A 23071-nucleotide genomic window follows, 5' to 3' on the forward strand; every position below is an offset into this window, starting at 1 on the left:
CCGAGGCCCGCACGACATGGATCGCCGCCCCGGACCGGGGTCGGCCACGAACACCGTTCAGACCCACAGACTTTGAATCAGTCGCAAGACGAGAGAAGGACACACGTGCTCGACGTCAACTTCTTTGACGAGCTGCGTATCGGCCTCGCCACCGCGGACTCCATCCGCCAGTGGTCCCACGGCGAGGTCAAGAAGCCCGAGACCATCAACTACCGCACCCTGAAGCCGGAGAAGGACGGGCTCTTCTGCGAGAAGATCTTCGGTCCCACCCGGGACTGGGAGTGCTACTGCGGCAAGTACAAGCGCGTCCGCTTCAAGGGCATCATCTGCGAGCGCTGCGGCGTCGAGGTCACCCGCGCCAAGGTGCGTCGCGAGCGGATGGGCCACATCGAGCTGGCCGCGCCGGTCACCCACATCTGGTACTTCAAGGGCGTGCCGAGCCGCCTCGGCTACCTGCTGGACCTCGCGCCCAAGGACCTCGAGAAGGTCATCTACTTCGCGGCCTACATGATCACCTCCGTGGACGAGGAGTCGCGGCACCGCGACCTGCCCTCGCTCGAGGCGCAGATCGAGGTCGAGAAGAAGGAGCACGTCAACCGTCGCGACGCCGACGTGGAGGCCCGCGCCAAGAAGCTCGAGACCGACCTCGCGGCCCTGGAGGCCGAGGGGGCCAAGTCCGACGTCAAGCGCAAGCTCAAGGACTCCGCCGAGCGCGAGATGAACGCCATCCGCAAGCGCGCCGACGTGCAGATCGAGCGCCTCGAGCAGGTCTGGGACCGCTTCAAGAACCTCAAGGTCCAGGACCTCGAGGGCGACGAGATGCTGTACCGCGAGATGCGTGACCGCTTCGGTCTCTACTTCGAGGGCGGCATGGGTGCCGCGGCGATCCAGAAGCGTCTCGAGACCTTCGACCTGGACGCCGAGTCCGAGTCGCTGCGCGAGATCATCGCCACCGGCAAGGGTCAGAAGAAGACCCGCGCCCTCAAGCGCCTCAAGGTCGTCACGGCCTTCCAGACGACCAGCAACAGCCCCACGGGCATGGTGCTGGACTGCGTCCCGGTCATCCCGCCGGACCTGCGCCCCATGGTGCAGCTCGACGGTGGCCGATTCGCGACGTCGGACCTCAACGACCTCTACCGTCGCGTGATCAACCGCAACAACCGGCTGAAGCGCCTCCTCGACCTCGGTGCGCCCGAGATCATCGTCAACAACGAGAAGCGCATGCTGCAGGAGGCCGTGGACGCGCTGTTCGACAACGGCCGTCGTGGTCGCCCGGTGACGGGCCCCGGCAACCGTCCGCTGAAGTCGCTGTCCGACATGCTCAAGGGCAAGCAGGGCCGCTTCCGTCAGAACCTCCTCGGCAAGCGCGTCGACTACTCCGGCCGCTCGGTCATCGTCGTGGGCCCGCAGCTCAAGCTGCACCAGTGCGGCCTGCCCAAGCAGATGGCCCTCGAGCTGTTCAAGCCGTTCGTGATGAAGCGTCTGGTCGACCTCGACCACGCGCAGAACATCAAGTCGGCCAAGCGCATGGTCGAGCGCGCCCGCCCGGTCGTGTGGGACGTGCTCGAGGAGGTCATCACCGAGCACCCGGTGCTGCTCAACCGCGCACCGACGCTGCACCGCCTCGGCATCCAGGCCTTCGAGCCGCAGCTCGTCGAGGGCAAGGCCATCCAGCTGCACCCGCTCGTCTGCGGCGCGTTCAACGCCGACTTCGACGGCGACCAGATGGCCGTGCACGTGCCGCTGTCGGCGGAGGCGCAGGCCGAGGCCCGCATCCTCATGCTGTCCTCCAACAACATCCTCAAGCCCGCCGACGGTCGGCCCGTGACCATGCCCACCCAGGACATGATCATCGGGCTGTTCCACCTCACCTCCGAGGTGGCCGACGGCAAGGGCTCCGGTCGTGCCTTCCGCACGGCGGACGAGGCGCGCATGGCCTTCGACGCCGGCGAGATCGAGCTGGGCTCGCCCATCAAGGTCCGTCTGCAGGACACCGTCCCGCCGATGGGGCAGGAGCTGCCGGAGGGCGTGGAGCTCAGCGACGAGGGGCGCGGGGACTTCGTCCTCGACACCACCCTCGGGCGCGCGATCTTCAACCTCACGCTGCCCGTGGACTACCCCTTCGTCAACGAGCCGGTCGACAAGAAGCGTCTGTCCGCGATCGTCAACGACCTTGCGGAGCGCTACCCCAAGGTCCTCGTCGCCAACTCGCTGGACGCGCTCAAGGAGACGGGCTTCCACTGGGCCACGCGCTCGGGCACGACCGTCGCCATCTCCGACGTGGTCACCCCGTCCAACAAGGAGGCGATCCTCGAGGGCTACGAGGCCAAGGCCGCCAAGGTCCAGGTCCAGTTCGAGCGCGGCCTGACGACCGACGACGAGCGACGCCAGGAGCTCATCGAGATCTGGCAGCAGGCGACCAACGAGGTCTCCAAGGAGATGGAGGCCAACTTCCCGCGGGCCAACCCGATCTTCCGCATGGTCAACTCGGGTGCTCGTGGTAACTGGTTCCAGCTGCGTCAGATCGCCGGCATGCGCGGCCTCATGGCCAACCCCAAGGGCGAGATCATCCCGCGGCCGATCAAGTCGAACTTCCGCGAGGGTCTGTCCGTGCTGGAGTTCTTCATCTCCACCCACGGTGCCCGCAAGGGTCTGGCCGACACCGCCCTGCGGACCGCCGACTCGGGCTACCTGACCCGTCGCCTCGTCGACGTGTCCCAGGACGTCATCATCCGTGAGGACGACTGCGGCACCGACCGTGGCCTGATGATGCCCATCGCCGTCCGCGGCGCCGACGGGTCGCTGCGCGAGCACGAGGACGTGGAGTCCAGCGTGTACGCCCGCACCCTGGCCGAGGACGTCGTCCACGAGGGCGAGACCCTGGCCGAGGCCGGCATCGACCTCGGTGACGTGGTCATCGACGCGCTCGTCGCCGCTGGGGTGGAGGAGGTCCGGGTCCGCTCGGTCCTGACCTGCGAGTCCCGCGTGGGCACCTGCGCCAAGTGCTACGGCCGCTCGCTGGCCACCGGCAAGCTCGTCGACATCGGCGAGGCCGTCGGCATCATCGCCGCCCAGTCGATCGGTGAGCCCGGCACGCAGCTGACGATGCGTACCTTCCACACCGGTGGTGTGGCCGGTGACGACATCACCCAGGGTCTGCCCCGTGTGGTCGAGCTCTTCGAGGCTCGCACGCCGCGCGGTGTCGCCCCGATCGCCGAGGCCACCGGCCGCGTGCAGATCGAGGACACCGACAAGGCCCGCCGCGTGGTGCTGGTGCCGGACGACGGCACCGACGAGCACGCCTACCCGGTCAGCAAGCGCTCGCGCCTGCTCGTCGGCGACGGTGACCACGTGGCCGTCGGCACCCAGCTCGTCCAGGGTGCGATCGACCCCAAGCAGGTGCTGCGCATCCTGGGTCCCCGCGCCGTGCAGATGCACCTCGTGGACCAGGTCCAGGCGGTCTACCGCCAGCAGGGTGTGTCGATCCACGACAAGCACATCGAGGTCATCGTGCGGCAGATGCTGCGTCGCGTGACGATCATCGAGGCCGGCGACGCCGACCTGCTCCCGGGCGAGCTCGCCGAGCGTGGCCGCTTCGAGTCCGAGAACCGCCGGGTCGTGTCCGAGGGCGGCAAGCCTGCCTCCGGTCGCCCGGAGCTCATGGGCATCACCAAGGCCTCGCTGGCGACGGAGTCCTGGCTCTCGGCGGCGTCCTTCCAGGAGACGACGCGGGTCCTCACCGAGGCCGCGATGCACGCCAAGAGCGACCCGCTGCTGGGCCTCAAGGAGAACGTCATCCTCGGCAAGCTCATCCCGGCCGGGACGGGTCTGCCGCGGTACCGCAACGTCAGGGTCAACCCCACCGAGGAGGCCAGGGCGGCGATGTACTCCATGCCGGGTTACGACCAGTTCGACTACACGGCCTTCGGCCCGGGGTCGGGCGAGGCCATCCGTCTCGACGACATCACGCTGGGCTTCGACGCCCACTGATCGTCGCAGGCATCACGGCGCGGGCCGGTTCCCTCCCGGGAGCCGGCCCGCGCCGTGGTGTACCCCCCCCCGTCACCTGAGGCCCCCGCGAGATGGTGAGTCCGTCGTCCGGCATCCCTGCACCACACCATCACGATCGCGGCGGGGAGGGAGTAGGGGGGTGTCGTCATACGGGCTGGTGACCGGCTCGCCGTGCAGGTGGGGCGGGATTTGGAGCGGTCCGTGATAGCGCGGTAATCTTGTCCACTGTGTCGTGCTTGACACGGACACGGCGTGCCCTCTCCGGCGGGCAGCCCACGAGGACCGATGGCCCTCGTGGTGTCTCGCGGGTGATCACGCACCCTCTGCCTGGCGCCCACGACCTCTGGTCGGGGGAGTGCGGGGAGGGGCACCGCTCGACACGCCCGACATCGGGGCGCGGCGCGCGGCATGACAAGGAGTCCGGCCGGGAGACCGGAGGGCTGACCATCAGATACGTACGGAGACTACGTGCCAACCATCAACCAGCTCGTCCGCAAGGGGCGGCAGGACAAGGTCGACAAGAGCAAGACCCCTGCCCTCAAGGGCAGCCCGCAGCGCCGCGGCGTCTGCACCCGCGTCTACACCACCACCCCCAAGAAGCCGAACTCCGCACTGCGCAAGGTCGCACGCGTGAAGCTGACCTCCGGCATCGAGGTCACGGCCTACATCCCCGGGGTCGGCCACAACCTGCAGGAGCACTCCATCGTGCTCGTCCGTGGTGGCCGTGTGAAGGACCTTCCCGGCGTCCGCTACAAGATCATCCGTGGCTCGCTCGACACCCAGGGTGTCAAGAACCGCAAGCAGGCTCGCAGCCGCTACGGCGCCAAGAAGGAGAAGAAGTAATGCCTCGTAAGGGCCCCGCGCCGAAGCGCCCCCTGGTCGTCGACCCCGTCTACGGCTCGCCGCTGGTCACCCAGCTGGTCAACAAGATCCTGCTCGACGGCAAGAAGTCCATCGCGGAAGGGATCGTCTACGGCGCCCTCGAGGGCTGCCGCGACAAGACCGGCTCGGACCCGGTCGTGATCCTCAAGCGCGCCCTGGACAACGTCAAGCCCGCCCTTGAGGTGAAGTCCCGCCGCGTCGGCGGTGCGACCTACCAGGTCCCGGTCGAGGTCAAGCCCGGCCGTGCGACCACCCTGTCCCTGCGTTGGCTCGTGGGTTACTCGCGCCAGCGTCGCGAGAAGACCATGACCGAGCGTCTGATGAACGAGATCCTGGACGCGAGCAACGGCCTCGGCGCCGCCGTCAAGCGCCGCGAGGACACGCACAAGATGGCCGAGTCCAACAAGGCCTTCGCGCACTACCGCTGGTAAGACCCGCACGCCGGCGACCCGGGGCACCACCTGGGTCGCCGGCACCACCGGGCCTCCCGATCGTGGAGACACCCGGCCTGCTTCATCACCGACTCGAAGAGATGAGAAAACAGACGTGGCACTCGACGTCCTGACGGACCTGAAGAAGGTCCGCAACATCGGCATCATGGCCCACATCGATGCCGGCAAGACGACGGCGACCGAGCGGATCCTGTTCTACACCGGCATCAACTACAAGATCGGTGAGACGCACGACGGCTCCGCGACGATGGACTGGATGGAGCAGGAGCAGGAGCGCGGCATCACCATCACCTCCGCCGCGACGACGTGCTTCTGGGAGGGCCACCAGATCAACATCATCGACACCCCTGGGCACGTGGACTTCACGGTCGAGGTGGAGCGCTCCCTGCGCGTCCTCGACGGTGCCGTCGCGGTCTTCGACGGCAAGGAGGGCGTCGAGCCCCAGTCCGAGACCGTGTGGCGCCAGGCCGACAAGTACCAGGTGCCCCGCATGTGCTTCGTCAACAAGATGGACAAGCTCGGCGCGGACTTCTACTACACCGTGCAGACGATCGTCGACCGCCTCGGGGCCGAGCCGCTGGTGCTGCAGATCCCGATCGGTGCCGAGAATGACTTCGTCGGCGTCATCGACCTCGTCTACAACCGCGCGCTCGTGTGGCGCGGCGACGTCAAGATCGGTCAGGACTACGAGATCGAGGAGATCCCGGCCGAGCTCGCCGACAAGGCCGAGGAGTGGCGCAACAAGCTCGTCGAGCGCGTCGCCGAGTCCGACGAGGTCCTGCTGGAGAAGTACCTCGGTGGCGAGGAGCTGACCCCGGAGGAGATCAAGGCGGCCATCCGCGCGATCACCCTCGCCGGCGAGGTCAACCCGGTCCTGTGCGGCACCGCGTTCAAGAACAAGGGCGTCCAGCCCCTGCTCGACGCGATCGTCGACTACCTCCCCTCGCCGCTGGACGTGCCGGCCATCCAGGCCCACGACCCCAAGGACGAGGAAAGGATCATCGAGCGTCACTCCGACGCCTCGGAGCCCTTCTCGGCCCTGGCCTTCAAGGTCGTCTCGCACCCCTTCTTCGGTCGCCTCACCTACGTCCGCGTCTACTCCGGCGAGGTCAAGCAGGGCGACATGATGCTCAACGCGACCAAGGGCAAGAAGGAGCGCGTGGGCAAGCTCTTCCAGATGCACGCCAACAAGGAGAACCCGGTCGATCACGCGACCGCGGGCCACATCTACGCGATGATCGGCCTGAAGGACACCACCACGGGTGACACCCTGGCGGCCCAGGACGCTCCGGTGCTGCTGGAGTCCATGACCTTCCCCGAGCCGGTCATCAACGTGGCCATCGAGCCCAAGACCAAGGGTGACCAGGAGAAGCTCTCCACGGCCATCCAGAAGCTCGCCGAGGAGGACCCGACCTTCCGCGTCGAGCTCGACGAGGAGACGGGCCAGACCATCATCAAGGGCATGGGCGAGCTCCACCTCGACATCCTCGTCGACCGCATGCGTCGCGAGTTCAAGGTCGAGGCCAACGTCGGCAAGCCGCAGGTCGCCTACCGCGAGACGATCCGTCGCACGGTGGAGAAGTACGACTACACCCACAAGAAGCAGACGGGTGGCTCCGGCCAGTACGCCAAGGTGCAGCTCTCCTTCGAGCCCATGGACACCTCCGAGGGCAAGATGTACGAGTTCGAGAACAAGGTCACCGGTGGTCGCGTCCCGCGCGAGTACATCCCTTCGGTCGGCGCCGGCATCGAGGAGGCCATGAACCAGGGTGTCCTCGCCGGCTACCCGATGGTGGGCGTGAAGGCGATCCTGCTGGACGGTGCCTACCACGACGTCGACTCCTCGGAGATGGCGTTCAAGATCGCCGGTTCGATGGCCTTCAAGGAGGCCTCCCGCAAGGCCGACCCGGCCCTGCTCGAGCCGATGATGGCCGTCGAGGTGCGTACGCCCGAGGACTACATGGGCGACGTCATCGGTGACCTCAACTCCCGCCGTGGTCAGATCCAGGCCATGGAGGACATCAGCGGCGCCAAGATCGTTCGCGCTCTCGTGCCGCTGTCCGAGATGTTCGGCTACGTGGGCGACCTGCGTTCCAAGACCCAGGGTCGCGCCAACTACACGATGCAGTTCGACTCCTACGCCGAGGTTCCCAAGAACGTCGCCGAGGAGATCATCAAGAAGACCCGAGGCGAGTAACCGATTCGGAGGTCTGGCGGCTCGACCGCTAGACTTCCGGATTGCGTCTCAAACAAGCACCATCCCTGACAGACGACGCCACGTCCTGCTTGGTCGTACGGCGTAACACCAAAGAAGTCCTGAGGAGGACCCCCAGTGGCGAAGGCTAAGTTCGAGCGGACCAAGCCGCACGTCAACATCGGCACCATTGGTCACATCGACCACGGTAAGACGACGCTGACGGCTGCGATCTCGAAGGTTCTGCACGACGCGTACCCGGACCTGAACCCCCAGTTCGCGTTCGAGGACATCGACAAGGCTCCCGAGGAGCGCCAGCGCGGCATCACGATCTCGATCGCTCACATCGAGTACCAGACCGAGGGTCGTCACTACGCGCACGTCGACTGCCCGGGGCACGCCGACTACGTCAAGAACATGATCACCGGTGCTGCTCAGATGGACGGCGCGATCCTGGTCGTTGCCGCCACCGACGGCCCCATGCCGCAGACGAAGGAGCACGTCCTCCTGGCCCGCCAGGTCGGCGTCCCCTACATCGTCGTGGCGCTCAACAAGACCGACATGGTCGACGACGAGGAGATCCTCGAGCTCGTCGAGATGGAGGTCCGCGAGCTGCTCTCCGAGTACGAGTTCCCGGGCGACGACCTGCCGGTCGTGCGCATCTCCGCGCTGAAGGCGCTCGAGGGCGACGCCGAGTGGGGCAAGACGGTTCTCGAGCTCATGAACACCGTCGACGAGTACATCCCCGAGCCGGCTCGTGACACCGACAAGCCGTTCATGATGCCGATCGAGGACGTCTTCACGATCACCGGTCGTGGCACCGTCGTCACCGGTCGCATCGAGCGCGGCATCCTCAAGGTCAACGAGGAGGTCGAGATCGTCGGTATCCAGGAGCGCACCCAGAAGACCACGGTCACCGGCATCGAGATGTTCCGCAAGCTCCTCGACGAGGGTCGCGCGGGCGAGAACGTCGGTCTGCTGCTTCGTGGCACCAAGCGCGAGGACGTCGAGCGCGGCCAGGTCGTCTGCAAGCCGGGTTCGATCACCCCGCACACCGAGTTCGAGGCCAGCGTCTACATCCTGTCCAAGGACGAGGGTGGCCGTCACACGCCGTTCTACGACAACTACCGTCCCCAGTTCTACTTCCGTACCACTGACGTGACGGGCGTCGTCCACCTCCCCGAGGGCACCGAGATGATCATGCCCGGCGACAACACTGAGATGAAGGTCGACCTCATCCAGCCCATCGCCATGGAGGAGGGCCTGAAGTTCAACATCCGTGAGGGTGGTCGCACCGTGGGTGCGGGTCAGGTCACCAAGATCCTGAAGTGATCTCGGCTCCTTCGGGAGCGACTGATCTCCAAAAGGCGGGGTCCGGACACCAGTCCGGGCCCCGCCTTCGTGCGTCCGTGTGGTGCCCCCGGGCGCCTGCCCGCGCCCGTGGACGGTGTGCAGCCCGTATGGCGAGCACCACGTCCCGGTGGGCTCGGCATACGCGCCGGCATGGGGCAGGCTGGGTCGCGGAACCCGACCACCCGCACCCTGGAGGAGAGTCCATGGACCTCGGCACCTTCGAGACCCTGCTGGTCGAGCAGGCAGGCGACGCTCTCGTCGTCACCGTCAACCGCCCCTCGGCCATGAACGCCCTGGCTGGGCAGGTGATCGCCGACCTCGAAGCCTTGACGGTCGCGGTGGAGACCCAGGTCGGCTCTGACGGGCGGTGGCCGGTGAAGGGCATCGTCGTCACCGGGGCGGGGGAGAAGGCATTCGTCGCGGGAGCCGACATCGTCGAGATGCAGACCATGAGCCCGGACCAGGGCGAGGCGTACTCCCGCCGGATGCAGGGGGTCACGCGGCGGCTCGAGGCGCTGCCCGTGCCCGTCATCGCTGCGGTCAACGGGTTCGCGCTCGGGGGCGGGTGCGAGCTGGCCATGGCCTGCGACTGGATCTACGCCTCGCGCAACGCACGCTTCGGCCAGCCCGAGGTCAACCTCGGCCTCGTGCCGGGCTTCGGCGGATCGGTGCGCCTCGCGCAGCGGGTCGGGATCGCCCTGGCGCGCGAGCTCATCCTCACCGGTCGCATGATCGACGCCGACGAGGCGCTGCGGGTCGGCCTGGTCAACCGGGTTTTCGACGACCCGGTGGCGCTCCTGCAGGGGGCACTGGACACGGTCGCCGAGCTCGCCACCAAGAGCCCCGTCGCGGTCGCCTCCTGCAAGGCGCTCATGGGAGAGGTCCTGCCCCTGCCGGTCGTCGAGGGGCTGGACCGCGAGGCGCAGGCCTTCCGGCGCGCGTTCGAGACCGAGGACAAGGCCGAGGGAGTGCGGGCCTTCGTGGCCAAGGAGAAGCCGACCTTCCCCGGGAGGTGACCCACCGTCGACGACCCGGACTGAGCTTCCAGCTCACAACCCGCCGTACCCCGCCCGCACGACCGGGGAGTGCCCCTCACCCTCTGGGCGGGCCGTGGCCTCATCGGCCGTCGGGATCGACCACGTCGCCCGGGTTGCAGCCCGCCGCCACGGTCGCCGGGTAGCCCACGTCCGGGCGTCCGGGCTCCAGGTTCCAGCGATCCTTGCTCGACGCGAACGCGACGTGGCACCGCAGCTGGTCCACCATTCCCGGCCGGGTGACCTCCGGGATGCTCGTCCGCACCTCGGCGACCACCGCCTCCGTGGCGCCGGGCCAGGTGCGTGCCAGCCACGAGGGTGTGATCTGGAGAGACCGGGCCGGCCCGTGACCCGCCCACCGGGCCTGGGTCATGAGGGAGGTCGTCATGCGCACCACGCGGGTGTCGGCGCGGTCGGAGCAGACGCGCCCCTTCCATACCGACAGCCGAGCCTGTTCCGGGGCGATCCGCCATCCCGCGACCCTGGACGTGCCGGGCGGGCTGGCCCCGCTGGACGTGACGACCCAGGTGCCGTGGGTGCCCTCGCCGAGCGTCTGGCCGGGCTCGACACGGGGGGTCGACTCGACCAGATGGGAGCAGCCGCTCGGAGCCGGGGTGCCGGCGGGGAAGGTCGCGGGCGTCGCGGTGCCAGGCGCGGGCGGGGCGCCGGTGGGTCCGTCGGAGGCGGAGGCCGAGGCGGGCACGGACGCCGGGCCGCCGTGGCATCCGGTGAGGCCCGCCGTGATCACCAGGGCCGCCAGGCCGGCTGCCCTGCCATGGCCTAGGCGTCGGTCCACGACCGGCGCCAGGAGTGCGCATGGGTCAGGCAGGCCAGGGGCACGACGTCGAAGGAGCGGGTGTGCGTGTCCGGTGCCCGCAGGAGCTGCACGAGGTGGTTGCCACCGCCCTCGCGCTCCTTGCGCCGCAGGGCGGCGCCCCACGGCGTGGGGGAGAGCGCGGCCAAGACGGTCTCGGACATGGGGCCATGCTCCCAGACGCACGTTGTCCTCGGTCGACGGCGTGTCGGCTGGCGCACGCGCATGGCCCGGTTCCCCTGGCCGTCCCAGGATTTGGATCCTGCTGCGCGATCTGTCAGACTGGACAGGTTGCTTGACGCGTGGTCGATGCCTGTTCCCTGGGGAATCGGACAGGCCACCGTCCCTCGTGAGAGGTTACTAGCACCACCGGACGGTCCTCGGACTGGCTGATGGACTGTGACTTCCCTGCGGGGGAAGTGCAAGCCCCGGCCCAGACGGACCGGCCCCACCACGGGTTAGCCCGCAGATGCTGCGTGCACCCGTGCCGCGAAGCGGGTGCGACACGCCCGACCGCGGGGGTCGGAGGGCGACTGGATCGGCCACAGACCAGCAGGACAGACGAGAGAGAGTCAACGAAGCGATGGCGGGACAGAAGATCCGCATCCGGCTTAAGTCGTACGACCACGAGGTCATCGACAGCTCGGCGCGCAAGATCGTGGACACCGTGACCCGTGCGGGCGCGACGGTGGTGGGCCCCGTGCCCCTCCCGACGGAGAAGAACGTCTTCTGCGTCATCCGTTCGCCCCACAAGTACAAGGACAGCCGCGAGCACTTCGAGATGCGGACGCACAAGCGTCTGATCGACATCATCGACCCGACGCCCAAGGCCGTCGACTCGCTGATGCGTCTCGACCTGCCGGCGGACGTCAACATCGAGATCAAGCTCTGAGGAACCCGACATGACCAACGCTGCTATCGAGCGCAACGTCAAGGGCGTCCTTGGCGAGAAGCTCGGCATGACCCAGGTCTGGGACGCGGACAACCGCCTCATCCCCGTCACGGTCATCAAGGCGGGCCCCTGCGTCGTCACGCAGGTCCGCGACGCCGAGAAGGACGGCTACCAGGCCGTCCAGATCGCCTTCGGCGCGATCGACCCGCGCAAGGTCAACAAGCCGCTGACCGGGCACTTCGACAAGGCCGGTGTGTCGCCGCGCCGCCACCTGGTCGAGCTCCGCACCGCCGACTCCGCCGACTACTCCGTGGGCCAGGAGATCACCGCCGAGGCCTTCGAGGCCGGGACGGACGTCGACGTCACGGGGACCACCAAGGGCAAGGGATTCGCGGGCGTCATGAAGCGCCACGGGTTCAAGGGCGTCTCTTCCTCCCACGGTGCGCACCGCAACCACCGCAAGCCGGGATCGATCGGCGGCTGCTCCACCCCCGGTCGCGTCTTCAAGGGCATGCGCATGGCCGGCCGCATGGGCGGCGTGCGCCAGACCACCCAGAACCTCACGATCCACGCCGTGGACGCCGACAAGGGCCTGCTGATCATCAAGGGTGCCGTCCCCGGCCCCCGCGGTGGCGTGGTCCTCGTGCGCACGGCCGCCAAGGGGGCCTGATCGACATGACGACCATCGACATCCTGGACGCCACGGGCGCCAAGGCCGGCACCGTCGAGCTGCCCGCCGAGGTTTTCGACGTCCAGACCAACATCCCGCTGATCCACCAGGTCGTGGTGGCGCAGCTCGCGGCCGCCCGTCAGGGCACCCACAAGGCCAAGACGCGCGCCGAGGTGCGTGGCGGTGGCGCCAAGCCTTACCGCCAGAAGGGCACCGGCCGGGCTCGCCAGGGCTCGACTCGTGCGCCGCAGTTCGCCGGCGGTGGCGTCGTCCACGGACCGGTGCCGCGCGACTACTCGCAGCGCACCCCCAAGAAGATGAAGGCCGCCGCCCTGCGCGGGGCCCTCTCGGACCGCGCCCGTCACGGCCGCGTCCACGTCTTGTCCTCCCTCGTCGAGGGTGACGCGCCGTCCACCAAGGTGGCCGCGAACGTCCTGGGCGGCATCAGCGAGCGCAAGAACCTGCTCGTCGTCATCGAGCGCGAGGACACGCTGGGCATGGCGTCGGTGCGCAACATCGCCAACGTGCACATCCTGGTCGCCGACCAGCTCAACACGTACGACGTGCTCTGCGCGGACGACGTGGTCTTCACCCAGGGCGCTCTCGAGGCCTTCCTGGCCAAGGGCACCCCGGCGGCCGCCAAGGCTGAGGAGGACACCAAGTGAGCACCATCAAGGACCCCCGCGACATCCTGCTCGCGCCGGTCGTCTCCGAGAAGTCGTACGGACTGATGGACCAGGGCAAGTACACCTTCGTCGTGGACCCCCGGGCCAACAAGACCGAGATCAAGATCGCCATCGAGCAGATCTTCAAGGTCAAGGTGGACTCCGTGCACACGCTCAACCGCCCGGGCAAGACCCGCCGCACGCGGTTCGGCCTCGGCAAGCGCAAGGACACGAAGCGCGCGATCGTCACCCTCAAGGAAGGGTCGATCGACATCTTCGGAGGCGCTGGCGTCTGACGCCGGCGACCGAGGATCGACTAGGACACTGAGGGATCAGACATGGCTATCCGTAAGTACAAGCCCACGACGCCGGGTCGTCGTGGCTCGAGCGTCGCGGACTTCGTAGAGGTCACGCGCAGCACGCCCGAGAAGTCGCTGGTGCGCCCGCTGCCCAAGAGCGGTGGACGCAACTCGAGCGGCCGCATCACCACGCGCCACATCGGCGGTGGCCACAAGCGCGCCTACCGCGTGATCGACTTCCGTCGTCACGACAAGGACGGCGTGCCCGCCAAGGTCGCTCACATCGAGTACGACCCCAACCGCACGGCCCGCATCGCGCTGCTGCACTACGCGGACGGCGAGAAGCGCTACATCCTCGCGCCCAACCGCCTCTCGCAGGGTGACGTGGTGGAGAACGGCCCCGGCGCCGACATCAAGCCGGGCAACGCACTGCCGCTCAAGAACATCCCCGTGGGTACCGTCATCCACGCGATCGAGCTGAAGCCCGGTGGCGGCGCCAAGATCGCCCGCTCGGCGGGTGCTCGCGTGCAGCTCGTCGCCAAGGATGGCCCCTACGCCCAGCTGCGTATGCCGTCCGGCGAGATCCGCAACGTCGACCTGCGCTGCCGCGCCACGGTCGGCGAGGTGGGCAATGCCGAGCAGAGCAACATCAACTGGGGCAAGGCCGGCCGTATGCGGTGGAAGGGCAAGCGCCCCACCGTCCGTGGTGTGGCCATGAACCCGATCGACCACCCCCACGGTGGTGGTGAGGGCAAGACGTCCGGTGGTCGCCACCCGGTCAGCCCCTGGGGCCAGCCCGAGGGCCGCACCCGCAAGCCGGGCAAGCCGAGCGACAAGCTCATCGTCCGTCGTCGTCGTACTGGCAAGAAGCGCTGATAGGAGCCTTTGGACATGCCTCGTAGCCTGAAGAAGGGCCCCTTCATCGACGACCACCTCCAGAAGAAGGTGGACGCCCAGAACGAAGCCGGCACCAAGAACGTCATCAAGACCTGGTCGCGCCGTTCGGTGATCTCGCCGGACATGCTCGGCCACACCCTCGCCGTCCACGACGGTCGCAAGCACGTCCCGGTGTTCGTCACCGAGTCGATGGTCGGCCACAAGCTCGGCGAGTTCGCCCCCACCCGTACCTTCAAGGGACACGAGAAGGACGACAAGAAGGGGCGTCGTCGCTGATGGCCAACAACGACAAGGAATTCCAGATGGAAGCCAAGGCCGTTGCGCGCCACGTGCGCGTCACGCCCATGAAGGCTCGCCGCGTCGTCGACCTGATCCGTGGCAAGCAGGCCGGCGAGGCGATCGCCACGCTGCAGTTCGCCCCTCAGTCGGCGAGCGACCCGGTGCTCAAGGTTCTCCAGAGCGCCATCGCCAACGCCCGCGTCAAGGCCGACCAGGCCTCTCAGGCCTTCGACGAGCGCAACCTCGTCATCACCAAGGCGTACGTGGACGAGGGCCAGACCATGAAGCGGTTCCAGCCGCGTGCCCAGGGTCGCGCCTTCCGCATCCGCAAGCGCACGAGCCACATCACCGTCTTCGTGGCCCAGCCGGAGGCCGCTAGCAAGGGAGGCACCCGCTAATGGGTCAGAAGGTCAACCCGCACGGTTTCCGCCTCGGTATCACCACCGACCACCGCAGCCGGTGGTTCGCCGACAGCACCAAGGTCGGTCAGCGGTACCGCGACTACGTGAAGGAAGACGTCGCGATCCGACGTCTCCTGTCCAACGGCATGGAGCGCGCCGGCATCTCCCGCGTGGAGATCGAGCGCACCCGTGACCGCGTCCGCGTGGACATCCACACGGCGCGCCCCGGCATCGTCATCGGTCGCCGAGGCGCCGAGGCCGACCGCATCCGCGGCGAGCTCGAGAAGCTCACGGGCAAGCAGGTCCAGCTCAACATCCTCGAGGTCAAGAACCCCGAGGTCGACGCCCAGCTGGTCGCCCAGGGCATCGCCGAGCAGCTCTCCGCCCGTGTCTCCTTCCGCCGTGCCATGCGCAAGGGCATGCAGTCCGCCCAGCGCGCTGGCGCCCAGGGCATCCGGGTCATGTGCGCCGGCCGTCTCGGCGGCGCCGAGATGTCCCGCTCGGAGTTCTACCGCGAGGGTCGCGTCCCGCTGCACACGCTGCGCGCCAACATCGACTACGGCTTCTACGAGGCTCGTACGACCTTCGGCCGCATCGGCGTCAAGGTGTGGATCTACAAGGGCGACGTGACCGCCAAGGAGCTGGCTGCCCAGCAGGCCGCCGCCCCGCGTCCGTCCCGCGGCCCGCGCCGTGACGGTGCCGACCGTCCCGGCCGTGGTGGCCGTGGCCCCCGTCGTGACAGCAACCGCGACGCCGCCCCGGCCGAGGCCGGCGCCGCGTCCGACACCGCGCAGGCCCAGCCTGCGGAGCAGGGAGCTGAGTCCTGATGCTGATTCCCCGTCGTGTGAAGCACCGCAAGCAGCACCACCCCGGTCGCAGCGGCGCTGCCAAGGGCGGCACCACCGTCGCGTTCGGTGACTACGGGATCCAGGCGCTCGAGCCGGCCTACGTCACCAACCGGCAGATCGAGTCCGCTCGTATCGCCATGACGCGGTACATCAAGCGTGGTGGAAAGGTCTGGATCAACATCTACCCGGACCGCCCGCTGACCAAGAAGCCCGCCGAGACCCGCATGGGTTCCGGAAAGGGCTCGCCCGAGTGGTGGGTCGCCAACGTCAAGCCCGGCCGCGTCATGTTCGAGCTGGCCGGCGTCCCGGAGCCCGTTGCCCGCGAGGCCATGCGTCTGGCGATGCACAAGCTCCCGATGAAGTGCCGTTTCGTGGCGCGTGAAGGTGGTGACATCTGATGGCAGTCGGATCCAAGGACCTGACCTCCGAGCAGCTGCGTGGCCTCGGCGACGACCGTCTGGTCGACGAGCTCAAGAAGGCCAAGGAGGAGCTGTTCAACCTCCGGTTCCAGTCCGCCACGGGCCAGCTGGAGAACCACGGCCGTCTGCGCGCTGTCCGCAAGGACATCGCTCGCATCTACACCGAGATGCGCGAGCGCGAGCTCGGCATCGGTGCCGCCCCGTCGAAGGGTGGCCAGGCATGAGCGACAACCAGAAGGAAGCTGCCAACACCGTGAGCGAGACGACTCTCGAGCGCAACGACCGCAAGACCCGCCAGGGCTATGTGGTGAGCGACAAGATGGACAAGACCGTCGTGGTCGAGGTCGAGGACCGCGTCAAGCACGCGCTCTACGGCAAGGTCCTGCGGCGCAGCAGCAAGGTCAAGGCGCACGACGAGGAGAACTCGGCGGGCATCGGTGACCGCGTCCTGATCATGGAGACCCGCCCGCTGTCCGCCTCCAAGCGGTGGCGCGTGGTGGAGATCCTCGAGCGCGCGAAGTAGTTCGGCCGCTCACCCGCACGCATCGGTCTCAGGAGCACCTGGGACCAGCCCGACCAACAGTTCGGCCAGGCTCAACCGGAGGGATCCGGTGAGAACCAGCTCGACGACAGGAGTTCGACAGTGATCCAGCAGGAGTCGCGACTGCGCGTCGCCGACAACACCGGTGCCAAGGAGATCCTTTGCATCCGTGTGCTCGGCGGTTCGGGTCGTCGGTATGCCGGCATCGGCGACGTCATCGTCGCCACCGTCAAGGACGCGATCCCCGGTGGCAACGTGAAGAAGGGCGACGTCGTCAAGGCCGTCATCGTCCGCACGACCAAGGAGCGTCGTCGTACCGACGGTTCCTACATCAAGTTCGACGAGAACGCGGCCGTCATCCTCAAGAACGACGGTGACCCGCGTGGCACGCGCATCTTCGGCCCGGTGGGCCGCGAGCTGCGTGAGAAGAAGTTCATGAAGATCATCTCTCTGGCGCCGGAGGTGCTGTAACCCATGGCGAAGATGAAGATCAAGAAGGGTGACCTGGTCCAGGTCATCACCGGCCCCGACAAGGGCCAGACGGGCAAGGTCATCTCGGTGGACACCGAGGCCGGGCGCGTCCTGGTCGAGGGCATCAACCGCGTGACCAAGCACACCAAGGCCGGCCAGGGTGCGGGCCGCACCGGTGGCATCGTCCACACCGAGGCCCCGATCCACGTCTCCAACGTGCAGGTCGTGGACCCGGAGAGCAAGAAGCCGACCCGTATCAAGACGCGCGTCGAGACCGTCGAGCGTGACGGTCGGTCCAAGACCGTCCGCACGCGCGTGTCCGTCCGCTCGGGCAAGGACCTGTGATCATGACTGCCACCACCACTGAGAAGACGCAGCCCCGCCTCAAGGCGCGCTACGGCGCGGAGATCAAGCCTGCGCTGCAGGACCAGTTCTCCTACCCCAACGTCATGCAGGTCCCCGGTGTCGTCAAGGTCATCGTCAACATGGGTGTCGGTGAGGCGGCTCGCGACTCGAAGCTGATCGAGGGCGCGGTGCGCGACCTGACCGCCATCACGGGCCAGAAGCCCATCGTGACCAAGGCTCGCAAGTCCATCGCGCAGTTCAAGCTGCGCGAGGGCATGCCCATCGGCGCGCACGTCACCCTCCGGGGTGACCGCATGTGGGAGTTCCTCGACCGTCTGCTGTCGGTCGCCCTCCCGCGCATCCGCGACTTCCGGGGTCTGTCCGGCAAGCAGTTCGACGGTCGCGGCAACTACACCTTCGGTCTCAACGAGCAGTCGATGTTCCACGAGATCGACCAGGACAAGATCGACCGGGTTCGCGGCATGGACATCACGATCGTCACCACCGCCACGAACGACGACGAGGGTCGCGCCCTGCTCAAGCAGCTCGGCTTCCCGTTCAAGGAGAACTGACCGTGGCCAAGACCGCTCTGATCAACAAGGCGAACGCCAAGCCGAAGTTCAAGGTGCGCGCGTACACGCGCTGCCAGCGCTGCGGCCGTCCGCACTCGGTGTACCGCAAGTTCGGCCTGTGCCGGATCTGCCTGCGCGAGATGGCGCACGGGGGAGAGCTCCCCGGCGTCACCAAGAGCAGCTGGTAACCCCAACCCTCGAATTTCCACTCCGCTCTACATCGCAGGTCGGGACGACGGCGGCGCCCCCGGGACACCCGGGGAGCCGGCCCGAGACTGAAACCGCGGTGAGGAAGGGCAAGCAGCCCAATGACCATGACTGACCCGATTGCGGACATGCTGACCCGCGTCCGGAACGCCAACTCGGCGCACCACGACGTCGTCTCCATGCCGTTCTCGAAGCTGAAGAAGAACATCGCGGACATCCTCGAGGCCGAGGGCTACATCGCCGGCTCGAAGATCGAGGAGGCCGAGGTGGGTCAGACCCTGACCATCAACCTCAAGTACGGCCCCAACCGCGAGCGGTCGATCGCGGGCGTGCGTCGGGTGTCCAAGCCCGGTCTGCGCGTGTACGCGAAGTCCACCAACCTGCCCAAGGTCCTCGGCGGCCTCGGCGTGGCGATCATCTCCACGTCGACCGGTCTGCTGACCGACAAGCAGGCTGCCCAGAAGGGCGTGGGTGGGGAAGTCCTCGCCTACGTCTGGTAACCCACGGCGCGAAAGGAGCATCTCATGTCCCGAATCGGACGACTCCCTGTCTCCGTGCCCATGGGTGTGGAGGTCAACATCGACGGTCAGACCGTCACCGTCAAGAAGAACAACGCCGAGCTGAGCCACGTCGTGGCCGAGCCGATCACGGTCGAGAGGGCCGAGGACGGCACGATCGAGGTCAAGCGTCCCAACGACGAGCGTCAGTCCCGCGCCCTGCACGGCCTGACCCGTTCCCTCATCGCCAACATGGTCGAGGGCGTCACCAACGGCTACGAGAAGAAGCTCGAGATCTTCGGCACCGGTTACCGCGTGATGGCCCGGGGCAGCAACCTCGAGTTCGCGCTCGGCTACTCGCACCCGATCGTCGTCGAGCCGCCGGAGGGCATCACCTTCCAGGTCGAGGCCCCGACGAGGTTCTCGGTCAAGGGCATCGACAAGCAGCTCGTCGGCGAGGTCGCTGCCAACATCCGCAAGCTCCGCAAGCCCGACCCCTACAAGGGCAAGGGTGTCCGCTACGCGGGCGAGCAGATCCGCCGCAAGGTCGGAAAGGCTGGTAAGTAAGCCATGGCACGACTCATCGTCAAGCGCGGCAAGGGCAAGAGCGCCGCGCGCGGCCGCCGTCACCTGCGTCTGCGCAAGCGCATCGCCGGCACCACGACGCGGCCTCGCCTCGTGGTCAACCGGTCCGCGCGTCACATGTTCGTCCAGGTGGTCGACGACACCGTCGGCAAGACGCTGGCGAGCGCCTCCACCATGGAGGCCGACCTGCGCTCCTTCGAGGGCGACAAGACGGCCAAGGCCAAGCGGGTCGGTGAGCTCGTCGCCGAGCGCGCCAAGGCCGCCGGGGTGTCCGCGGTCGTGTTCGACCGTGGCGGCAACCAGTACCACGGCCGCATCGCCGCGATCGCCGACGGCGCCCGCAAGGGTGGTCTGGACCTGTGACCGCTCACCAGACGTACGTTTCAGGAAAGAGGAACATCTGATGCCAGGACCTCAGCGCCGCGGAACCGGCGCCGGCACCGGCCAGAACGGCGGCGAGCGCACCAACGACCGCCGTGACCGCCGCGAGCGGGGCGACCGTCGCGACTCCGCCGAGAAGAGCCAGTACATCGAGCGAGTGGTGACGATCAACCGCGTCGCCAAGGTCGTCAAGGGTGGCCGCCGCTTCAGCTTCACCGCGCTCGTCGTGGTGGGCGACGGTGACGGCACTGTGGGCGTGGGCTACGGCAAGGCCAAGGAGGTGCCCGCCGCGATCGCGAAGGGCGTCGAGGAGGCCAAGAAGGCGTTCTTCCGCGTCCCCCGCATCCAGGGCACCATCCCGCACCCCGTCCAGGGTGAGAAGGCCGCGGGCGTCGTGCTCCTTCGTCCCGCCGCCCCCGGTACCGGTGTCATCGCCGGAGGCCCGGTGCGCGCCGTGCTCGAGTGCGCCGGCATCCACGACGTGCTGTCCAAGTCGCTCGGCTCGGACAACTCGATCAACATCGTCCACGCGACGGTCGAGGCCCTCAAGGGTCTCGAGCGCCCCGAGGCTGTCGCGGCGCGCCGCGGCAAGTCCCTCGAGGACGTCGCGCCCGCCGCTCTGCTGCGCGCCCGTGCCGCTGGGGCTGGTGCCTGATGTCTCGACTCAAGGTGACCCAGACCCGTGGCCACGTCGGCTGCAAGCAGAACCAGCGCGAGACCCTGCGCACGCTCGGTCTCAAGCGCATCGGTGACGTCGTCGTCAAGGAGGACCGCCCCGAGATCCGGGGGATGGTCCGCACCGTGGCGCACCTCGTGACCGTCGAGGAGGTTGACTGATGGCTATCGCCAAGAAGTCCGGCGAGCAGGAGCTCCCTGCCGACGGCACCACGCACGCCCTGAAGGTGCACCACCTTCGCCCCGCCCCCGGCGCCAAGACCCCCAAGACCCGCGTGGGTCGCGGTGAGGGCTCCAAGGGCAAGACCGCCGGTCGCGGCACCAAGGGCACCAAGGCCCGCTACCAGGTGCCCGCGGGCTTCGAGGGCGGTCAGACGCCGCTGCACATGCGTCTGCCCAAGATGCGCGGCTTCAAGAACCCGTTCAAGACCGAGTACCAGGTCGTGAACCTCGACAAGATCTCCGCGCTCTACCCCGAGGGTGGCGAGGTCACCGTCGAGGGTCTCGTGGAGAAGGGCGCGGTCCGCAAGGGCTCGCTCGTCAAGGTCCTCGGCCAGGGCGAGATCACCGTCAAGGTCAACGTGACGGCGGACAAGTTCTCGGGATCCGCCAAGGACAAGATCGAGGCCGCGGGCGGTTCGACCACCCAGGCCTGATCGTCGGCAGGAGCCGGAGCGCCGGCGCTGCCCGACATCACCTGCACGACCACGACCCCGGAAGCGTCGCTTCCGGGGTCGTGGTCGTGCAGGGCACCAGGGGCGCGGATGCTACCCTGCGTAAGTCGTCATGGTCGCCGAGGAGGACCTGTGCTGTCGGCCTTTACCCGTGCGTTCAAGACGCCGGACCTTCGCAAGAAGATCTTGTTCACCCTGTTCGTGATGGCGCTCTTCCGCGTCGGGTCGATCGTGCCCACGCCCGGCGTCAGCTACACGGACGTCCAGGCCTGCCTGCAGGGCGCCGAGACCAATACCGGTGCCCTCGGCATCCTCAACCTGTTCAGCGGCGGCGCGCTGCTGCAGCTGTCGATCTTCGCGCTGGGCATCATGCCCTACATCACGGCCAGCATCATCGTGCAGCTGCTGACCGTCGTCATCCCAAGGTTCGAGGCACTCAAGCAGGAGGGCCAGTCCGGACAGACCAAGCTGACGCAGTACACCCGCTACCTCACGATCGGGCTGGCGATCCTGCAGTCGGCCACGTACGTCACGTACGCGCGCAACCCTGACCAGCTGTTCGGTGGCCAGTGCACGTCGATCATGCCGGACGAGTCCCTGCCGGCACTCCTCATCATGGTGGTCACCATGACCGCCGGCACCGGCCTGGTCATGTGGATGGGTGAGCTCATCACGGACCGGGGCGTCGGCAACGGGATGTCGCTGCTGATCTTCACCTCGATCGTCTCCAGCTTCCCCGGCACGCTCTGGGGCTCGGTCGCCGCCAACGGTCGCCAGCTCGGCCGCTTCATCCTCGTGATGCTCGTGGGTCTTCTCATCGTGGCCATCGTCGTCTTCGTCGAGCAGTGCCAGCGGCGGGTCCCGGTGCAGTACGCCAAGCGCATGGTCGGCCGTCAGGTCTACGGCGGCACCAGCACCTACATCCCGATGAAGATCAACATGGCCAACGTCATCCCGATCATCTTCGCGTCCTCGCTGCTGCAGCTGCCCACGATGGTGGCGACGTTCCAGCGCAACAACGCCAACCCGCCCGCCTGGGCCGAGTGGATCCAGACGCACCTGGGCATGGGCAGCGGGCCGTGGTACTCGCTGATCTTCTTCACCCTGATCGTGTTCTTCACGTTCTTCTACGTGTCGATCACCTTCAACCCGGAGGAGGTCGCCGACAACATGAAGAAGTACGGCGGCTTCATCCCCGGCATCCGCGCAGGGCGCCCCACGGCCCAGTACCTCGACTACATCCTCACCCGGCTCACCTCGGTGGGTGCGCTCTACCTGGGGTTGCTGTCCCTGATCCCCGTGATCGCGTTCACCACGATGAACGTGCAGCGCGACTTCCCGTTCGGCGGCGCCTCCCTGCTGATCATGGTGGGCGTCGGCCTGGAGACGGTGAAGCAGATCGAGTCCCAGCTCCAGCAACGAAACTACGAAGGGTTCTTGCGCTAATGCAACTGATCATCATGGGTCCGCCCGGCGCCGGCAAGGGGACGCAGGCCACACGGCTCGTCGAGGGTCTGGGGATCCCCGCCATCTCGACCGGCGACATCTTCCGCGCCAACATCAAGGCCGAGACCGAGCTTGGTCTCAAGGTCAAGGAGATCATCGCCGGCGGGGGCTACGTCCCGGACGAGATCACCGACGCGATCGTCGCCGACCGCCTGTCCCAGCCCGACTGCCAGCCCGGCTTCCTGCTGGACGGCTACCCGCGCACCGTGGGCCAGGTCGATGCCCTGGACGGGATGCTTCAGCGCATGGGTCGCCCCCTGGACGCCGTCCTCGTCCTGACCGTCGACACGGACGCCGTCGTGCAGCGCCTGCTCAAGCGGGCCGAGGTGGAGGGTCGGGTCGACGACACGGAGGAGGTCATCCGGGAGCGGATGGCCATCTACGCCCGCGAGACGCAACCCCTCATCGACCTCTACCGCGAGCGGGGCCTGATCCATGAGGTGGACGGCATGGGCGAGGTCGACGACGTGACCGAGCGACTCCTCCAGACGGTCCGGGGCTGAGCCA

The 23071-nt window shown here is 67.7% G+C and carries 31 protein-coding genes; 29 read left to right on the forward strand and 2 right to left on the reverse strand.

All coding sequences use genetic code 11. The annotated features are described in order from the left end of the window. The first annotated feature begins 105 nt into the window (after nt 1-105). The 6 genes from GGG17_RS00205 to GGG17_RS00230 all read left to right on the forward strand — a co-directional run bounded on the left by GGG17_RS00205 (nt 106) and on the right by GGG17_RS00230 (nt 9908). Nucleotides 106-3990, forward strand: coding sequence for a DNA-directed RNA polymerase subunit beta' (locus GGG17_RS00205; protein ID WP_311966315.1), 3885 nt, complete (start codon nt 106-108; stop codon nt 3988-3990). 489 nt (nt 3991-4479) lie between these two features. Beyond that, nucleotides 4480-4854 (forward strand): 30S ribosomal protein S12, encoded by a 375-nt coding sequence (rpsL, locus tag GGG17_RS00210; RefSeq protein ID WP_019286362.1) that lies wholly within the window; start codon nt 4480-4482, stop codon nt 4852-4854. After that, a complete protein-coding gene (gene rpsG / locus GGG17_RS00215) occupies nt 4854-5324 on the forward strand; it encodes a 30S ribosomal protein S7 (protein WP_154591817.1) in 471 nt (156 codons plus the stop codon). Before rpsL ends, rpsG begins: the two co-directional genes overlap by 1 nt. A 115-nt stretch (nt 5325-5439) precedes the next feature. After that, nucleotides 5440-7542: an elongation factor G gene (gene fusA / locus GGG17_RS00220; protein ID WP_288798062.1), complete on the forward strand. Its 2103-nt coding sequence runs from the start codon at nt 5440-5442 to the stop codon at nt 7540-7542. Between the two features lie 135 nt (nt 7543-7677). Continuing rightward, complete coding sequence (gene tuf, locus GGG17_RS00225) at nt 7678-8871, forward strand: elongation factor Tu (RefSeq protein WP_289032768.1); 1194 nt, start codon at nt 7678-7680, stop codon at nt 8869-8871. 224 nt (nt 8872-9095) lie between these two features. Continuing rightward, complete coding sequence (locus GGG17_RS00230) at nt 9096-9908, forward strand: enoyl-CoA hydratase/isomerase family protein (protein ID WP_154591818.1); 813 nt, start codon at nt 9096-9098, stop codon at nt 9906-9908. Nucleotides 9909-10008: 100 nt separating this feature from the next. Here the strand turns inward: GGG17_RS00230 and GGG17_RS17020 are convergent, their stop codons facing one another. After that, nucleotides 10009-10722, reverse strand: a complete 714-nt coding sequence (locus tag GGG17_RS17020; RefSeq protein WP_154591819.1) for a DUF2599 domain-containing protein — start codon at nt 10720-10722, stop codon at nt 10009-10011. Next, nucleotides 10707-10904, reverse strand: coding sequence for a hypothetical protein (locus tag GGG17_RS00240; RefSeq protein ID WP_154591820.1), 198 nt, complete (start codon nt 10902-10904; stop codon nt 10707-10709). Before GGG17_RS00240 ends, GGG17_RS17020 begins: the two co-directional genes overlap by 16 nt. Before the next feature lie 419 nt (nt 10905-11323). On the opposite strand from GGG17_RS00240, the gene rpsJ reads away from it, so the two are divergent. The 23 genes from rpsJ to GGG17_RS00355 all read left to right on the forward strand — a co-directional run bounded on the left by rpsJ (nt 11324) and on the right by GGG17_RS00355 (nt 23067). Continuing rightward, on the forward strand, nt 11324-11632 hold the full coding sequence (gene rpsJ / locus GGG17_RS00245; protein ID WP_012867945.1) for a 30S ribosomal protein S10: 309 nt from the start codon (nt 11324-11326) through the stop codon (nt 11630-11632). 10 nt (nt 11633-11642) lie between these two features. Continuing rightward, on the forward strand, nt 11643-12302 hold the full coding sequence (rplC, locus tag GGG17_RS00250) for a 50S ribosomal protein L3 (protein WP_154591821.1): 660 nt from the start codon (nt 11643-11645) through the stop codon (nt 12300-12302). A gap of 5 nt (nt 12303-12307) precedes the next feature. Continuing rightward, nucleotides 12308-12967 carry a 50S ribosomal protein L4 gene (gene rplD, locus GGG17_RS00255; RefSeq protein WP_154591822.1) on the forward strand — a complete coding sequence of 220 codons (660 nt, stop codon included), beginning with the start codon at nt 12308-12310 and terminating at the stop codon, nt 12965-12967. Then, the gene (rplW, locus tag GGG17_RS00260; RefSeq protein WP_019286353.1) at nt 12964-13263 is read left to right on the forward strand and encodes a 50S ribosomal protein L23; all 300 of its coding nucleotides are present in this window, start codon (nt 12964-12966) and stop codon (nt 13261-13263) included. The genes rplD and rplW overlap by 4 nt, the downstream gene beginning before the upstream one ends. A 42-nt stretch (nt 13264-13305) precedes the next feature. After that, nucleotides 13306-14142, forward strand: a complete 837-nt coding sequence (gene rplB, locus GGG17_RS00265) for a 50S ribosomal protein L2 (protein ID WP_154591823.1) — start codon at nt 13306-13308, stop codon at nt 14140-14142. Nucleotides 14143-14157: 15 nt separating this feature from the next. Continuing rightward, the gene (rpsS, locus tag GGG17_RS00270; RefSeq protein ID WP_050347847.1) at nt 14158-14439 is read left to right on the forward strand and encodes a 30S ribosomal protein S19; all 282 of its coding nucleotides are present in this window, start codon (nt 14158-14160) and stop codon (nt 14437-14439) included. A 26-nt stretch (nt 14440-14465) separates the two neighbouring features. Beyond that, nucleotides 14466-14840: a 50S ribosomal protein L22 gene (gene rplV, locus GGG17_RS00275; RefSeq protein ID WP_029211831.1), complete on the forward strand. Its 375-nt coding sequence runs from the start codon at nt 14466-14468 to the stop codon at nt 14838-14840. Continuing rightward, nucleotides 14840-15670, forward strand: coding sequence for a 30S ribosomal protein S3 (rpsC, locus tag GGG17_RS00280; protein ID WP_154591824.1), 831 nt, complete (start codon nt 14840-14842; stop codon nt 15668-15670). The genes rplV and rpsC overlap by 1 nt, the downstream gene beginning before the upstream one ends. After that, on the forward strand, nt 15670-16089 hold the full coding sequence (rplP, locus tag GGG17_RS00285; protein ID WP_154591825.1) for a 50S ribosomal protein L16: 420 nt from the start codon (nt 15670-15672) through the stop codon (nt 16087-16089). Before rpsC ends, rplP begins: the two co-directional genes overlap by 1 nt. Continuing rightward, a complete protein-coding gene (gene rpmC / locus GGG17_RS00290; RefSeq protein ID WP_154591826.1) occupies nt 16089-16334 on the forward strand; it encodes a 50S ribosomal protein L29 in 246 nt (81 codons plus the stop codon). Before rplP ends, rpmC begins: the two co-directional genes overlap by 1 nt. Then, nucleotides 16331-16633, forward strand: coding sequence for a 30S ribosomal protein S17 (gene rpsQ / locus GGG17_RS00295; protein ID WP_154591827.1), 303 nt, complete (start codon nt 16331-16333; stop codon nt 16631-16633). The genes rpmC and rpsQ overlap by 4 nt, the downstream gene beginning before the upstream one ends. Before the next feature lie 120 nt (nt 16634-16753). Then, entirely contained in the window at nt 16754-17122 is a 369-nt protein-coding gene (gene rplN, locus GGG17_RS00300; protein ID WP_288799225.1) for a 50S ribosomal protein L14, read from the forward strand. Nucleotides 17123-17125: 3 nt separating this feature from the next. Further along, nucleotides 17126-17467, forward strand: coding sequence for a 50S ribosomal protein L24 (rplX, locus tag GGG17_RS00305; RefSeq protein WP_154591828.1), 342 nt, complete (start codon nt 17126-17128; stop codon nt 17465-17467). Nucleotides 17468-17469: 2 nt separating this feature from the next. Beyond that, nucleotides 17470-18039, forward strand: coding sequence for a 50S ribosomal protein L5 (gene rplE / locus GGG17_RS00310; protein ID WP_154591829.1), 570 nt, complete (start codon nt 17470-17472; stop codon nt 18037-18039). Nucleotides 18040-18041: 2 nt separating this feature from the next. Further along, nucleotides 18042-18227, forward strand: coding sequence for a type Z 30S ribosomal protein S14 (locus tag GGG17_RS00315; RefSeq protein ID WP_288799224.1), 186 nt, complete (start codon nt 18042-18044; stop codon nt 18225-18227). A 120-nt stretch (nt 18228-18347) separates the two neighbouring features. Continuing rightward, nucleotides 18348-18746 (forward strand): 30S ribosomal protein S8, encoded by a 399-nt coding sequence (gene rpsH / locus GGG17_RS00320; RefSeq protein ID WP_019286341.1) that lies wholly within the window; start codon nt 18348-18350, stop codon nt 18744-18746. Between the two features lie 24 nt (nt 18747-18770). Further along, nucleotides 18771-19310, forward strand: coding sequence for a 50S ribosomal protein L6 (gene rplF / locus GGG17_RS00325; protein ID WP_154591830.1), 540 nt, complete (start codon nt 18771-18773; stop codon nt 19308-19310). Between the two features lie 3 nt (nt 19311-19313). Next, nucleotides 19314-19691, forward strand: coding sequence for a 50S ribosomal protein L18 (rplR, locus tag GGG17_RS00330; protein ID WP_154591831.1), 378 nt, complete (start codon nt 19314-19316; stop codon nt 19689-19691). A 40-nt stretch (nt 19692-19731) separates the two neighbouring features. After that, nucleotides 19732-20364, forward strand: coding sequence for a 30S ribosomal protein S5 (gene rpsE, locus GGG17_RS00335; RefSeq protein WP_154591832.1), 633 nt, complete (start codon nt 19732-19734; stop codon nt 20362-20364). Continuing rightward, complete coding sequence (gene rpmD / locus GGG17_RS00340; RefSeq protein ID WP_019286337.1) at nt 20364-20546, forward strand: 50S ribosomal protein L30; 183 nt, start codon at nt 20364-20366, stop codon at nt 20544-20546. The genes rpsE and rpmD overlap by 1 nt, the downstream gene beginning before the upstream one ends. Beyond that, entirely contained in the window at nt 20546-21040 is a 495-nt protein-coding gene (gene rplO, locus GGG17_RS00345) for a 50S ribosomal protein L15 (RefSeq protein ID WP_154591833.1), read from the forward strand. Before rpmD ends, rplO begins: the two co-directional genes overlap by 1 nt. A 150-nt stretch (nt 21041-21190) precedes the next feature. Continuing rightward, entirely contained in the window at nt 21191-22504 is a 1314-nt protein-coding gene (gene secY, locus GGG17_RS00350; RefSeq protein ID WP_288797598.1) for a preprotein translocase subunit SecY, read from the forward strand. Beyond that, the gene (locus GGG17_RS00355; protein WP_154591835.1) at nt 22504-23067 is read left to right on the forward strand and encodes an adenylate kinase; all 564 of its coding nucleotides are present in this window, start codon (nt 22504-22506) and stop codon (nt 23065-23067) included. The genes secY and GGG17_RS00355 overlap by 1 nt, the downstream gene beginning before the upstream one ends. Nucleotides 23068-23071 lie beyond the last annotated feature (4 nt).

The sequence above is a fragment of the Arsenicicoccus cauae genome (genome assembly GCF_009707125.1).
GTDB classification, from domain to species: Bacteria; Actinomycetota; Actinomycetes; order Actinomycetales; family Dermatophilaceae; genus Arsenicicoccus; species Arsenicicoccus cauae.